We start from the raw sequence: 14,193 nt of genomic DNA on the forward strand, positions 1-14,193 counted from the left end.
CCTATTTAGACCGTTTCTTCGCCATTTAAGGTGTTATCCCCAGTTTTTAGTGAGATCTCTCCCACTGACGTATCATTTGGTCCGCCCGAAACAGGTTGGCCAGCGTGAATAACATCGCCAGTTGGTTATCGTTTTTCAGCAACCCCTTGTATCTGGCTTTCACGAAGCCGAACTGTCGCTTGATGATGCGAAATGGGTGCTCCACCTTGGCCCGGATGCTGGCTTTCATGTATTCGATGTTGATGGCCGTTTTGTTCTTGCGTGGATGCTGTTTCAAGGTTCTTACCTTGCCGGGGCGCTCGGCGATCAGCCAGTCCACATCCACCTCGGCCAGCTCCTCGCGCTGTGGCGCCCCTTGGTAGCCGGCATCGGCTGAGACAAATTGCTCCTCTCCATGCAGCAGATTACCCAGCTGATTGAGGTCATGCTCGTTGGCCGCGGTGGTGACTAGGCTGTGGGTCAGGCCACTCTTGGCATCGACACCAATGTGGGCCTTCATGCCAAAGTGCCACTGATTGCCTTTCTTGGTCTGATGCATCTCCGGATCGCGTTGCTGCTCTTTGTTCTTGGTCGAGCTGGGTGCCTCAATGATGGTGGCATCGACCAAGGTGCCTTGAGTCATCATGACGCCTGCTTCGGCCAGCCAGCGATTGATGGTCTTGAACAATTGGCGGGCCAGTTGATGCTGCTCCAGCAGGTGGCGGAAATTCATGATGGTGGTGCGGTCCGGCAAGGCGCTATCCAGGGATAACCGGGCAAACAGACGCATGGAGGCGATTTCGTACAGAGCATCTTCCATCGCGCCATCGCTCAGGTTGTACCAATGCTGCATGCAGTGAATGCGTAGCATGGTTTCCAGCGGATAAGGTCGCCGGCCATTACCAGCCTTGGGGTAAAACGGCTCGATGACTTCCACCATGTTTTGCCATGGCAGAATCTGCTCCATGCGGGACAAGAAAATCTCTTTTCTGGTCTGACGGCGCTTACTGCTGAATTCACTGTCGGCGAAGGTAAGTTGATGACTCATGATGAACCCTGTTCCATGGCTCCAGATGACAAACATGATCTCATATCAGGGACTTGTTCGCACCTTCCCTAATGCAATGCGAAAAATCGCAACGTAAACACATTATTTTTGAACTTGCTGAGGCCGATGTAGGTCAACACATCAGCCGGTTACGTCCGGTGGTACGTTTGATCAATGCGCTCGGTGCACGTATCGCTGTGACGCAGGCAGGTTTAACGCTGGTCAGCACCAGCTGGATCAAGGAGCTTGATGTGGAGTTATTAAAGCTACATCCGGGGCTGGTAAGGAATATTGAGAAGCGTACGGAAAACCAGCTGCTGGTACAGAGTCTGGTAGAAGCGTGCAAGGGTACGCGAACACAAGTATTTGCCACGGGCGTGCGCTCCAGAAGCGAATGGCAGATGTTAACAGCGCGCGGCGTGATGGGCGGTCAGGGAGATTTTTTTGCTGCCTCTCAACCGCTTGACACCAACGTGAAAAAATATTTGCAAAGATACTCTGTTTGACCTGCCGTTTACGCTGTTTTCACGTAGAATATCGCGCCTGTAGCTTTGAGTATGTCGAGCAAAAAGCCAGTGAACGACCTGTAACGGGTTACAAACGTCAGTGGGGAACGCTACTGTTTACTCAGCCCTGAGGGAGTCAGGGGATGATTTTGTAACATCAGGAAACGTACTGCACAAATTTTCACCGTTGCAGATGATTTTTGCGCCTTGTCGCTGCTGCGTGTGGTTGGTAAAGTAAGCGGATTTTGTTTTCCGCCCCAGCTTTCAGGATTATCCCTTAGTATGTTGAAAAAATTTCGTGGCATGTTTTCCAATGACCTGTCCATTGACCTGGGTACCGCGAATACCCTTATTTATGTAAAAGGACAAGGCATCGTATTGAATGAGCCTTCCGTTGTGGCCATTCGTCAGGATCGTGCAGGCTCGCCGAAAAGCGTGGCTGCAGTGGGTCATGACGCAAAGCAGATGCTGGGTCGTACCCCTGGCAACATCGCCGCCATTCGCCCAATGAAAGACGGCGTTATCGCCGACTTCTTCGTGACTGAAAAAATGCTTCAGCACTTCATCAAGCAGGTTCACAGCAACAGCTTCATGCGTCCAAGCCCGCGTGTTCTGGTGTGTGTGCCGGTTGGCGCAACCCAGGTAGAGCGTCGCGCAATCCGTGAATCTGCCCAGGGTGCAGGTGCACGTGAAGTGTTCCTGATTGAAGAGCCAATGGCTGCGGCCATCGGTGCGGGTCTGCCTGTTTCCGAAGCTACCGGTTCTATGGTGGTGGATATCGGTGGTGGTACCACTGAAGTGGCCGTTATCTCTCTGAATGGCGTGGTGTACTCCTCTTCCGTACGTATCGGTGGTGACCGTTTCGATGAAGCCATCATTAATTATGTGCGCCGTAACTACGGCTCTCTGATCGGTGAAGCCACCGCAGAGCGTATCAAACACGAAATCGGCTCTGCCTATCCGGGCGATGAAGTGCGTGAGATCGAAGTACGTGGCCGTAACCTGGCTGAAGGTGTTCCACGCGGTTTCACCCTGAACTCCAACGAAATTCTGGAAGCTCTGCAGGAACCACTGACGGGCATCGTGAGCGCGGTAATGGTTGCGCTGGAACAGTGCCCACCAGAGCTGGCGTCCGATATCTCCGAGCGCGGTATGGTTCTGACCGGTGGTGGTGCGCTGCTGCGTAACCTCGACCGCCTGTTAATGGAAGAGACAGGTATTCCTGTCGTAGTTGCAGAAGATCCACTGACTTGCGTCGCCCGTGGTGGTGGCAAGGCGCTGGAAATGATCGACATGCACGGCGGCGATTTGTTCAGCGAAGAGTAGTCGAGTTTGAGAGGGTAGCAATTTGCTACCCTTTCTCTCTGACGCGAGAATACGCATAGCCTATGAAGCCAATTTTTAGCCGTGGCCCATCGCTACAGTTTCGCCTCATCCTGGCGGTTCTGGTTGCGCTTGGGGTCATTATTGCCGATAGCCGCCTCGGTACGTTCAGCCAGATCAGAACGTACATGGATACCGCCGTCAGTCCTTTCTACTTTGTTTCAAATGGTCCCCGTGAACTGCTCGACTCCGTTTCTCAAACGCTGTCTTCGCGTGACCAACTCGAACTCGAAAACCGGGCATTACGTCAGGAACTGCTGCTGAAAAACAGCGAACTGCTGATGCTGGGGCAATACAAGCAGGAGAACGCGCGTCTGCGTGAACTGCTCGGCTCGCCGCTGCGTCAGGATGAGCAGAAAATGGTCACGCAGGTGATCTCCACCGTGAACGACCCCTACAGCGATCAGGTTGTGATCGACAAAGGGAGCGTGAACGGGGTGTATGAAGGTCAGCCTGTTATCAGTGATAAAGGCGTCGTGGGCCAGGTTGTTGCCGTGGCCAAACTGACCAGCCGCGTGCTGCTGATTTGCGATGCCACGCATGCGCTGCCGATCCAGGTTCTGCGCAACGACATCCGCGTGATTGCGGCCGGTAACGGCTGTACGGACGATCTGCAGCTGGAACACCTGCCGGCTAACACGGATATCCGCGTGGGCGACGTGCTGGTGACGTCCGGTCTGGGTGGACGCTTCCCTGAAGGCTATCCGGTTGCGGTGGTCTCTTCGGTCAAGCTGGATACTCAGCGTGCCTATACCGTGATTCAGGCGCGTCCAACCGCCGGTTTGCAGCGTCTGCGCTATCTACTGCTGCTGTGGGGTGCCGATCGTAACGGTGCTAATCCGATGACGCCTGAAGAGGTACATCGCGTGGCAAATGAGCGCCTGATGCAGATGATGCCACAGGTTCTCCCGCCTGCGGATTCCATGGGCCCGCCTGCGCCAGTACCGGCGCCGGCAACCGGGTTAACGCAGCCGCTGCCGGATGCGCCGCCACCGCCTAAACTCTCTTCGGGAGGGCAGTAGTGGCAAGCTATCGTAGCCAGGGACGCTGGGTCATCTGGCTCTCGTTTCTCATTGCACTGTTACTGCAAGTGATGCCCTGGCCGGATGACATTCTCGTTTTCCGGCCAAACTGGGTATTGCTCATTTTACTCTACTGGATCCTTGCCCTGCCGCATCGCGTAAATGTCGGCACAGGTTTCGTGATGGGTGCCATACTGGATCTCATTAGCGGCTCTACGCTTGGCGTGCGCGCCTTGTCCATGAGCATTATTGCGTACCTCGTCGCACTCAAATTCCAGCTCTTTCGTAACCTTGCGCTCTGGCAACAGGCCCTGGTGGTGATGTTATTGTCGCTCGCTGCGGATATCGTTGTTTTCTGGGCAGAGTTTTTAGTGATCAACGTCTCTTTCCGACCGGAAGTGTTCTGGAGTAGTGTAGTAAACGGTGTGCTCTGGCCATGGTTATTCCTGCTGATGCGTAAGGTTCGCCAGCAGTTTGCTGTGCAATAAAAGGTTTCTATGACGTCTTTGTATCTCGCTTCCGGCTCCCCGCGCCGTCAGGAACTCCTGACGCAGCTAGGAGTCTCTTTTGAACGCATCGTTACCGGCATTGAAGAAAAACGTGCTGAGGGCGAAAGCGCTCAACAGTACGTGTCTCGCCTGGCGCGCGAGAAAGCGCAGGCGGGCGTGGCCAGTGTGCAACGCGATCTTCCCGTGCTGGGAGCAGATACCATCGTTATTCTGAACGGTGAAGTGCTTGAGAAACCGCGCGACGCCGATCATGCGGCGCGCATGCTGCACAAAATGTCCGGACAAACGCATCAGGTGATGACGGCCGTCGCGCTGGCTGACCGCCAGCACGTGCTGGATTGCCTGGTGGTGACCGAAGTGACGTTCAGAGTACTTACCGACGACGACATCGCCGCTTATATTGCCAGCGGTGAACCGATGGATAAAGCAGGTGCATACGGTATTCAGGGGCTGGGTGGCTGTTTTGTCAGGAAGATTAATGGCAGCTATCACGCCGTAGTCGGCTTACCGCTGGTGGAAACGTATGAGTTGCTGAGCAATTTTAACTCACTGCGTGAGGGAAGGGATAATTATGACGGCTGAATTGTTGGTAAACGTAACGCCATCGGAAACCCGTGTGGCCTATATTGATGGTGGCATTCTTCAGGAAATTCATATTGAGCGTGAAGCGCGGCGCGGAATAGTAGGCAATATCTACAAAGGTCGTGTCAGTCGTGTACTACCGGGTATGCAGGCGGCTTTTGTAGATATTGGACTGGATAAGGCGGCGTTTTTACATGCCTCCGATATCATGCCGCACACCGAGTGCGTCGCGGGCGAAGAGCAAAAGCAGTTTGCCGTGCGCGATATTTCTGAACTGGTACGTCAGGGGCAGGATCTGATGGTGCAGGTGGTGAAAGATCCCCTCGGCACCAAAGGCGCCCGTCTGACCACCGACATTACCTTACCTTCCCGCTATCTGGTCTTTATGCCCGGCGCGTCGCACGTGGGCGTTTCGCAGCGTATTGAGAGCGAAACCGAGCGCGAGCGTCTGAAGAAAGTGGTCAGCGCCTACTGCGATGAGCAGGGCGGGTTTATCATCCGTACCGCTGCGGAAGGGATCAGCGAAGAAGACCTGGCGTCGGATGCGGCTTACCTGAAGCGCGTCTGGACCAAAGTGATGGAGCGTAAAAAACGCAACCAGACCCGCTACCAGCTCTACGGTGAACTGGCGCTTGCCCAGCGCGTTCTGCGTGACTTTGCCGATGCGCAGCTCGACCGCATTCGCGTGGACTCGCGCCTGACCTATGAGGCGCTGCTGGAATTTACCGCTGAGTACATCCCGGAGATGCCAGGCCTGCTGGAGCATTATTCAGGACGTCAGCCGATCTTCGATCTCTATGATGTCGAAAACGAGATCCAGCGCGCGCTGGAGCGTAAGGTCGAGCTGAAGTCAGGCGGCTATCTGATCATCGATCAGACCGAGGCGATGACCACCGTCGATATCAACACCGGCGCATTTGTCGGCCATCGCAATCTCGATGACACCATCTTCAATACCAACATCGAAGCCACGCAGGCGATTGCGCGCCAGCTTCGTCTGCGCAATCTGGGCGGCATTATCATCATCGACTTTATCGATATGAGTAATGAAGACCATCGTCGCCGCGTGCTGCACTCGCTTGAGCAGGCGCTGAGCAAAGACCGCGTGAAAACCAGCATTAACGGCTTCTCGCAGCTGGGGCTGGTGGAAATGACGCGTAAGCGTACCCGCGAGAGCGTTGAGCATGTGCTGTGTAATGAATGCCCAACCTGCCATGGACGTGGAACGGTAAAGACGGTTGAGACCGTCTGCTACGAAATTATGCGTGAAATCGTCCGTGTTCATCATGCTTACGACTCCGATCGTTTTCTGGTCTATGCTTCCCCTGCGGTGGCTGAAGCGCTGAAAGGCGAAGAGTCACACGCGCTGGCGGAAGTGGAAATCTTTGTCGGCAAACAGGTAAAAGTACAAATTGAACCGCTCTATAACCAGGAGCAGTTTGACGTCGTGATGATGTAAGACGCAGTACGCTGCGTGACGAAAGCTGACAAGGAGAGATGCGTGAGGCGATTGCCGGGGATTTTATTGCTTACAGGGGCAACGCTGGTCGTGATTGTCGCGTTGCTCGTGAGCGGGCTACGCCTCGTATTACCGCATCTGGACAGCTGGCGTCCGCAGCTGCTGGCTAAAATTGAATCCACCACCGGCGTGCCGGTGAACGTAAGCCAGCTAAGCGCTAACTGGCAGAATTTTGGCCCGACGCTCGATGTCCGGGATATCAACGCCAGCCTGAAAGATGGCGGCTATCTGAAAATCAAACGCGTAACCCTGGCGCTGGACGTCTGGCAAAGCCTGCTGCATCTGCGCTGGCAGTTTCGCGATCTCACCTTTTATCAACTCCAGTTCCTGACCAATACGCCGCTGTCTGGCGGCGATAGCGGTCAGGGTCTTGAAGCCAACCGCTTTAGCGATCTTTTCCTCCGCCAGTTCGATCACTTCGATCTGCGCGACAGCGAAGTGAGCTTCATTACCCTCTCCGGCCAGCGCGCTGAACTGGCGATCCCTCAGCTGACCTGGCTCAACGGTAAAGAACGTCACCGCGCCGAGGGGCAGGTCAATCTCTCAAGCCTGAACGGCCAGCACGGCGTGATGCAGGTGCGTATGGATCTGCGGGACGACGACGGCCTGTTAAACAACGGCAAAGTCTGGCTACAGGCCGACGATGTGGACGTGAAGCCATGGCTGGGCGACTGGATCCAGCAAAACATGCAGCTGGAGACTGCCCGTTTCAGCCTTGAAGGCTGGCTGACCCTGACCAAAGGCGAATTTGCCAGCGGCGATATCTGGCTTAAGCAGGGGGGCGCCAGCTGGAAAGGCGAAAAACAGCAGCATCAGCTTTCCGTCGATAACCTCACCGCGCACGTGACGCAGGAGAAAGAGGGCTGGCAGTTTGCCATTCCGGATACGCGCATCACCATGGACGGCAAGCCGTGGCCGCGCGGTGCGCTGACGCTGGCCTGGATGCCGGAGCAGGACGTCGGCGGCACGGCCAGTAAACGCAGCGACGAGCTGCGCATCCGCGCCAGCAACCTGGATTTGGCGGCCATTGAAGGCCTGCGCTCGATGGCGGCAAAACTCTCTCCGGATTTGGGCGAGATCTGGCTGGCAACGCAGCCGAGCGGGAAGATAGACGCTCTGGCGCTGGATATCCCGCTCCAGGCGACGGAAAAAACCCGCTTCCAGGCCACGTGGAAAGATCTTGCCTGGAAGCAGTGGAAGCTGCTGCCGGGGGCGGAACACTTTAGCGGCAAGCTGGAAGGCAGCGTGGAAAACGGCAGGCTGACGGTTGATATGCACGACGCCAAAATGCCTTACGAGACGGTCTTCCGCGCGCCGCTGGAAATCGAACAGGGCAGCGCGGTGCTTAACTGGCTCCGTAACGACAAGGGCTTCCAGCTTGATGGCCGCCATATCGATGTGAAAGCCAAAGCCGTTCACGCGCGCGGCGATTTCCGCTATCTGCAGCCTGAGGGCGATGAGCCGTGGCTGGGTATTCTGGCCGGGATCAGCACCGATGACGGCTCTCAGGCCTGGCGCTACTTCCCGGAAAACCTGATGGGAAAAGCCCTGGTGGACTATCTCAGCGGCGCGATTCAGGGCGGTCAGGCGGACAATGCCACGCTGGTCTACGGCGGTAATCCGCATCTTTTCCCGTACAAACATAATGAAGGCCAGTTCCAGGTGCTGGTCCCACTGCAAAACGCGACCTTTGCGTTCCAGCCCGGCTGGCCCGCGCTGAAAAACCTGGATATCGAGCTCAACTTCCTCAATGACGGGCTATGGATGAAGTCCGACAGCGTGGCGCTGGGCGGCGTGACGGCCAGCAACCTGACGGCCAACATCCCGGACTACTCAAAAGAGAAGCTGCTGATTGATGCCGATATCAACGGTCCGGGCAAAGCGGTGGGACCGTACTTTGAGGAGACGCCGCTGAAAGAGTCGCTGGCGGCGACGCTCCAGCAGCTACAGCTTGATGGCGATGTGAATGCTCGCTTACATCTTGATATCCCGCTGGACGGAGAGATGACCACCGCCAAAGGCGACGTCCGTCTGAAGAACAACAGCCTGTTCATCAAACCCCTTGAGAGCACGCTGAAAAATCTCAGCGGGCAGTTCAGCTTTGAGAACGGTAACCTGAAGAGCGAGCCGCTTACGGCCAGCTGGTTTAATCAGCCCGTTAATATCGACTTCACGACCACCGAGGGTGAAAAGGCTTATCAGGTGGCCGTCAATCTGGACGGTAACTGGCAGCCATCACGAATGGACGTCCTGCCGAAACCCATTGAGGCGTCAGTGCAGGGCGCAGTCGCCTGGCAGGGTAAAGTGACAATTGACCTGCCTTATCACGCGGGCGCCCAGTATAAGGTCGACATCACGGGCGATCTGAAAAACCTTCAGAGCCAGCTGCCTGCGCCGCTGGATAAACAGGCCGGACAGCCGCTGCCGGTAAAGCTGAACGTCGATGGCAACCTGAACAGCTTCGCGCTGACCGGAAGCGCGGGCGGGACAAACCACTTCAACAGCCGCTGGCTGCTTAACCGCAAGCTCACCCTCGACAAAGCCATCTGGACAACGGATAGCCGCTCCACGCCGCCTCTGCCGGAGCAGGCTGGCATTGAGTTGAACCTCCCACCGATGGACGGCGCAGAGTGGCTGGCGCTGTTCCAGAAAGGCGTAGGGCAGAACGTTGATGAAACCGCCCAGTTCCCGCAAACCATTACCGTACGTACGCCGTCGCTGATGCTGGGCGGACAGCAGTGGAACAACCTGAGCCTGGTTTCACAGCCTGGCGCTAACGGCACGAAGGTGGAGGCCCAGGGAAGAGAGATAAACGGCACGCTGACCATGCGCAATCACGCGCCGTGGCAGGCGGCGATCCGCTACCTCTACTACAACCCGGCAAGCGCCGCGAGCGGGAAAGATAAACCGGCAGAGGCGTCGCCGCTGAGTAATGTTTCCCGCGTCGATTTTAGCGGCTGGCCCGATCTTCAGCTGCGCTGTGCGGAGTGCTGGCTGTGGGGGCAGAAATATGGCCGTATCGACGGTGATTTCACTATTCAGGCCAACACGCTTACGCTCTCCGGCGGCCTGGTTGATACCGGTTTTGGCCGCATGACGGCCGCAGGGGAATGGGTGAATAACCCGGGCGAGCAGCGAACGTCCCTGAAGGGCGACATTAAAGGCAACAAGCTGGATGCGGCAGCCAATTTCTTTGGTATCAGCACGCCGCTGCGTGGCTCGTCGTTTGACGTCGATTACGATCTTCACTGGCGTGACGCCCCGTGGAAGCCGGATGAGGCCTCGCTGAACGGCATTCTGAAAACCCACTTTGGCAAAGGTGAAATTGCCGACGTGAGCACGGGGCGCGCCGGGCAGATCCTGCGCCTGCTGAGTTTTGACGCGCTGCTGCGCAAGCTGCGCTTCGATTTCAGCGATACCTTCAGCGAAGGTTTCTACTACGATTCCATCCGCAGCACGGCGTGGATCAAGGACGGCGTTCTGCATACGGACGACACGCTGGTGGATGGCCTGGAAGCGGATATCGCCATGAAAGGCTCCGTCAACCTCGTGCGTCGCGAGCTGGATATGGAAGCCGTGGTGGCGCCGGAAATTTCCGCCAGCGTGGGCGTGGCGGCGGCTTTTGTGGTGAACCCGATTGTCGGTGCGGCGGTGTTTGCCGCCAGTAAAGTGCTGGGTCCGCTGTGGAGCAAAGTCTCCATTCTGCGCTACCGCATTACCGGTCCGGTAGATAAACCGCAGATTAACGAGGTGCTGCGCCAGCCGCGCAAAGATGCACAGCAATGATTTGACGTGGGCAGGTAATTGCCTCACTCTCAATAAATACGATCTTTATACCGCCACGGGCGGCAACGAACGAGTAGCAATACGATGAGTCTGAACCTGGTAAGTGAACATTTGCTCGCAGCGAACGGCCTGAGCCATCAGGACCTGTTCTCCATTCTTGGTCAACTGACCGAACGCCGTCTCGACTACGGCGACCTTTATTTCCAGTCGAGCTATCACGAATCCTGGGTTTTAGAAGACAGCATCATCAAAGATGGCTCCTACAACATTGACCAGGGCGTCGGCGTCCGTGCCGTCAGCGGCGAGAAAACCGGTTTTGCCTATGCCGATCAGATTAGCCTCACCGCACTTGAGCAGAGCGCACAGGCCGCGCGTAACATTGTGCGTGATACCGGCGATGGTCGCGTGAAAACCCTGGGAGAAGTGCAGCACTCTGCGCTCTATACCAGCATCGATCCGCTGCAGAGCATGAGCCGTGAAGAGAAGCTGGATATCCTGCGTCGCGTGGACAAAGTTGCCCGCGCGGCGGACAAACGCGTGCAGGAAGTTTCTGCCAGCCTGAGCGGTGTGTATGAGTTGATTCTGGTTGCGGCAACGGACGGTACCCTTGCGGCAGACGTTCGCCCGCTGGTGCGTCTCTCCATCAGCGTGCAGGTCGATGACGACGGCAAACGCGAGCGCGGCTCAAGCGGCGGCGGCGGTCGTTTCGGCTATGACTGGTTCCTGGGCGACGTTGACGGTGAAGCACGCGCCGACGCGTGGGCGAAAGAAGCCGTGCGCATGGCGCTGGTGAATCTGAATGCCGTCGCGGCGCCGGCGGGCTCATTCCCGGTGGTGCTGGGCGCTGGCTGGCCGGGCGTGCTGTTGCACGAGGCCGTAGGCCACGGCCTGGAAGGCGACTTTAACCGTCGCGGGACGTCCGTGTTCAGCGGTCAAATCGGGCAGCTTGTCTCCTCTGAGCTGTGCACCGTGGTGGATGACGGCACCATGCGCGATCGTCGCGGCTCGGTGGCTATTGACGATGAAGGTACGCCAGGCCAGTACAACGTGCTGATCGAAAACGGCGTGCTGAAAGGCTACATGCAGGACAAACTCAACGCGCGCCTGATGGGCGTAGCGCCGACGGGCAACGGACGCCGTGAATCTTACGCGCATCTGCCGATGCCGCGCATGACTAACACGTACATGCTGCCGGGCAAATCCACGCCGCAGGAGATTATCGAATCCGTTGATTACGGTATCTTTGCGCCAAACTTTGGCGGCGGCCAGGTGGACATCACCTCCGGTAAGTTTGTTTTCTCTACGTCAGAAGCGTATCTGATCGAGAAAGGCAAAGTGACCAAAGCGGTGAAGGGGGCGACGCTGATTGGCTCCGGTATTGAAGCCATGCAGCAGATCTCTATGGTCGGTAACGATCTGAAGCTGGATAACGGCGTGGGCGTCTGCGGTAAAGAGGGCCAGAGCCTGCCGGTTGGCGTAGGCCAGCCAACGCTGAAGGTGGACAACCTGACGGTGGGCGGCACGGCGTAATTTCCTGACCCTCTCCCCAAAGGGGAGAGGGTACTGCTCCACGCTGTCTTTTTTCCTCGTCCTTATGAAAAAAGGTCTACTCTTTCCTTCTCCCCCGCATCCCCTGAAACAGCTCCGCCACGTCCACAAAATACTCGGTCAGATAGTTAATACACACCTGTACCTTGAGCGGGAGTTTGTCTTTTTCGGTATACAGGGCGTACACCGGACGCGGATCGGACTGGTAGCGCGGGAAGAGGATCTCCAGCACGCCGCTGTTGATCTCGTTGATCACCCACATTAACGGCACGTAGGCGATCCCGGCCCCGGCCACCAGCCAGCGCGAAATGGTCATCGGATCGTTAGTGACAAACCGCCCTTCCGGCAGCAGTTTGGTAGAAATCCCTTCCGGGGCAATCAGCTCGAATTCATTATCGGGCCGCACGCTGTACTCCAGCCACGAGTGGTTGGTGAGATCGGCGGGTTTCTCCGGAACGCCGTACTGCGCCAGATAACTTTTTGAGGCGCAGACCACCATCGGCATGCTGCCCAGCCTGCGCGAGAACAGGCTGGAATCCTGCAACGCGCCGACGCGGATCACCACGTCCAGCCCGTCGGCAATCAGGTCCGGCGCCGGGATACCCGTCACCAGATTGACCGTAAGCCCAGGGTACTCTTTCAGCATATCCGCGGTCATGGCAGCGAGAACATTTTGTGCCATAGTTGAAGAACACCCGATGCGCAGCGTGCCGATAGGGGTGTTGTTGAAGGCATAGAGCTGTTCGTGAACATCCTGCACTTCAAGCAGCATACGGCGACAGCCCTGATAGTAAATTTTACCCGCCTCCGTCAGCCCAATGCTGCGGGTACTGCGGTTGAGCAGCTTGACCTGAAGCTCATCTTCCAGTTTGGACACCGTCTGGCTGATGGATGAGACGCTCATCTGAAGCTGGCGGGCAGCGGCGGTAAACGAGCCCAGTTCAACCACTTTGGCGAAGACCGACATGCGTTTTAAACGTTCCATTGTTCACTCTGGCTTAAAAGTGATTTAGATCACATATTATAGATAACAGCATAACAGTTACGTTAATATATTATTTATTACATAACGGCTGCGCCATTCTCGCCTGGCGTTTCTTGCTCTCCCGCGGTGGCGTGCGCTTAAAAATTCTGAAGCCTGCACTCTCTCTTATCAAGGTCAACATGAGTCTGTTTCCCGTTATCGTGGTGTTCGGTCTGTCGTTCCCGCCGATATTTTTCGAGCTTCTTTTATCACTGGCGATCTTCTGGCTGGTGCGCAAGGTGCTGGTCCCTACCGGGATCTACGATTTCGTCTGGCACCCTGCATTGTTCAATACCGCGCTGTATTGCTGCCTGTTTTATCTGATATCGCGCATGTTTGTCTGAGGTTGATGTGAAAACGCTAACAAGAAAAATCTCCCGCACTGCCATCACAATGGCGCTGGTTATCCTCGCCTTCATCGCTATTTTCCGCGCCTGGGTTTATTACACCGAATCACCGTGGACGCGTGATGCACGATTCAGCGCCGATGTGGTGGCAATAGCCCCTGACGTGGCCGGTCTTATCACAGCGGTCAATGTCCACGACAACCAGCTGGTGAAGAAAGATCAGGTCCTGTTCACCATCGACCAGCCTCGTTACCAGAAAGCGCTGGAAGAGGCGGAAGCGGACGTGGCCTATTATCAGGCGCTCGCTGCGGAGAAACGCCGCGAGGCAGGCCGCCGTAATCAGCTGGGCGTTCAGGCAATGTCCCGTGAAGAGATTGACCAGTCCAACAACGTGCTGCAAACCGTGCTGCACCAGCTGGCGAAAGCGCAGGCAACGCGCGATCTGGCGAAGCTCGATCTCGAGCGCACCGTGATCCGCGCGCCGTCAGATGGCTGGGTGACCAACCTCAACGTCTATGCCGGGGAATTCATTACCCGCGGCTCAACCGCCGTGGCGCTGGTTAAACAGAACTCCTTCTACGTGCTCGCCTATATGGAAGAGACCAAGCTGGAAGGCGTGCGCCCAGGTTATCGGGCGGAAATTACGCCGCTCGGCAGCAACCGCGTCTTTAAAGGCACCGTCGACAGCGTTGCCGCAGGGGTGACTAACTCCAGCAGCTCTAACGATGCCAAAGGGATGGCGACGGTCGATTCCAACCTGGAGTGGGTGCGTCTGGCCCAGCGCGTGCCGGTGCGCATCCACCTGGATGAACAGCAGGGAAATCTGTGGCCCGCGGGTACCACGGCGACGGTGGTGATCACCGGTGAAAAGGACCGGGATGCCAGCCAGGACTCGTTCTTCCGTAAAATTGCCCACCGCCTGCGCGAGTTTGGTTAATCG

Annotated in this window: 11 protein-coding genes and 1 pseudogene; 10 read left to right on the forward strand and 2 right to left on the reverse strand. The window is 56.7% G+C overall.

The genetic code is table 11. From position 1 onward, the window contains the following. Positions 1 to 46: 46 nt before the first annotated feature. Entirely contained in the window at positions 47 to 1,027 is a 981-nt protein-coding gene (locus ACJ69_RS19370; RefSeq protein ID WP_000019402.1) for an IS5-like element IS5 family transposase, read from the reverse strand. Positions 1,028 to 1,092: 65 nt separating this feature from the next. Between ACJ69_RS19370 and ACJ69_RS19375 the strand changes: the two are divergent. The 8 genes and pseudogenes from ACJ69_RS19375 to tldD form a co-directional block, all read left to right on the forward strand. After that, positions 1,093 to 1,533 (forward strand): annotated as a pseudogene (locus ACJ69_RS19375) (EAL domain-containing protein); the annotation flags it as partial. Positions 1,534 to 1,815: 282 nt separating this feature from the next. Then, the gene (gene mreB, locus ACJ69_RS19380) at positions 1,816 to 2,859 is read left to right on the forward strand and encodes a rod shape-determining protein MreB (RefSeq protein ID WP_000913396.1); all 1,044 of its coding nucleotides are present in this window, start codon (positions 1,816 to 1,818) and stop codon (positions 2,857 to 2,859) included. Positions 2,860 to 2,921: 62 nt separating this feature from the next. Beyond that, positions 2,922 to 3,938 (forward strand): rod shape-determining protein MreC, encoded by a 1,017-nt coding sequence (gene mreC / locus ACJ69_RS19385; RefSeq protein ID WP_023309400.1) that lies wholly within the window; start codon positions 2,922 to 2,924, stop codon positions 3,936 to 3,938. Further along, complete coding sequence (mreD, locus tag ACJ69_RS19390) at positions 3,938 to 4,426, forward strand: rod shape-determining protein MreD (RefSeq protein WP_023309399.1); 489 nt, start codon at positions 3,938 to 3,940, stop codon at positions 4,424 to 4,426. Before mreC ends, mreD begins: the two co-directional genes overlap by 1 nt. A 9-nt stretch (positions 4,427 to 4,435) precedes the next feature. Beyond that, positions 4,436 to 5,029, forward strand: a complete 594-nt coding sequence (locus ACJ69_RS19395; protein ID WP_059347556.1) for a Maf family protein — start codon at positions 4,436 to 4,438, stop codon at positions 5,027 to 5,029. Next, entirely contained in the window at positions 5,019 to 6,488 is a 1,470-nt protein-coding gene (rng, locus tag ACJ69_RS19400) for a ribonuclease G (protein ID WP_010436156.1), read from the forward strand. Before ACJ69_RS19395 ends, rng begins: the two co-directional genes overlap by 11 nt. 42 nt (positions 6,489 to 6,530) lie before the next feature. Beyond that, positions 6,531 to 10,334 carry an AsmA2 domain-containing protein YhdP gene (yhdP, locus tag ACJ69_RS19405; protein ID WP_059347557.1) on the forward strand — a complete coding sequence of 1,268 codons (3,804 nt, stop codon included), beginning with the start codon at positions 6,531 to 6,533 and terminating at the stop codon, positions 10,332 to 10,334. Between the two features lie 84 nt (positions 10,335 to 10,418). Beyond that, positions 10,419 to 11,864: a metalloprotease TldD gene (tldD, locus tag ACJ69_RS19410; RefSeq protein ID WP_059347559.1), complete on the forward strand. Its 1,446-nt coding sequence runs from the start codon at positions 10,419 to 10,421 to the stop codon at positions 11,862 to 11,864. Between the two features lie 76 nt (positions 11,865 to 11,940). Here tldD and aaeR read toward each other — a convergent pair whose 3' ends face one another. Next, positions 11,941 to 12,867, reverse strand: a complete 927-nt coding sequence (aaeR, locus tag ACJ69_RS19415) for an HTH-type transcriptional activator AaeR (RefSeq protein ID WP_023616809.1) — start codon at positions 12,865 to 12,867, stop codon at positions 11,941 to 11,943. Positions 12,868 to 13,046: 179 nt separating this feature from the next. On the opposite strand from aaeR, the gene aaeX reads away from it, so the two are divergent. Beyond that, positions 13,047 to 13,250, forward strand: a complete 204-nt coding sequence (gene aaeX, locus ACJ69_RS19420; protein ID WP_003860416.1) for a p-hydroxybenzoic acid efflux pump operon protein AaeX — start codon at positions 13,047 to 13,049, stop codon at positions 13,248 to 13,250. A 7-nt stretch (positions 13,251 to 13,257) separates the two neighbouring features. Continuing rightward, positions 13,258 to 14,190, forward strand: a complete 933-nt coding sequence (gene aaeA / locus ACJ69_RS19425; protein ID WP_023309394.1) for a p-hydroxybenzoic acid efflux pump subunit AaeA — start codon at positions 13,258 to 13,260, stop codon at positions 14,188 to 14,190. Positions 14,191 to 14,193: the final 3 nt, after the last annotated feature.

It is taken from the genome of Enterobacter asburiae, from assembly GCF_001521715.1.
GTDB lineage: Bacteria > Pseudomonadota > Gammaproteobacteria > Enterobacterales > Enterobacteriaceae > Enterobacter > Enterobacter asburiae.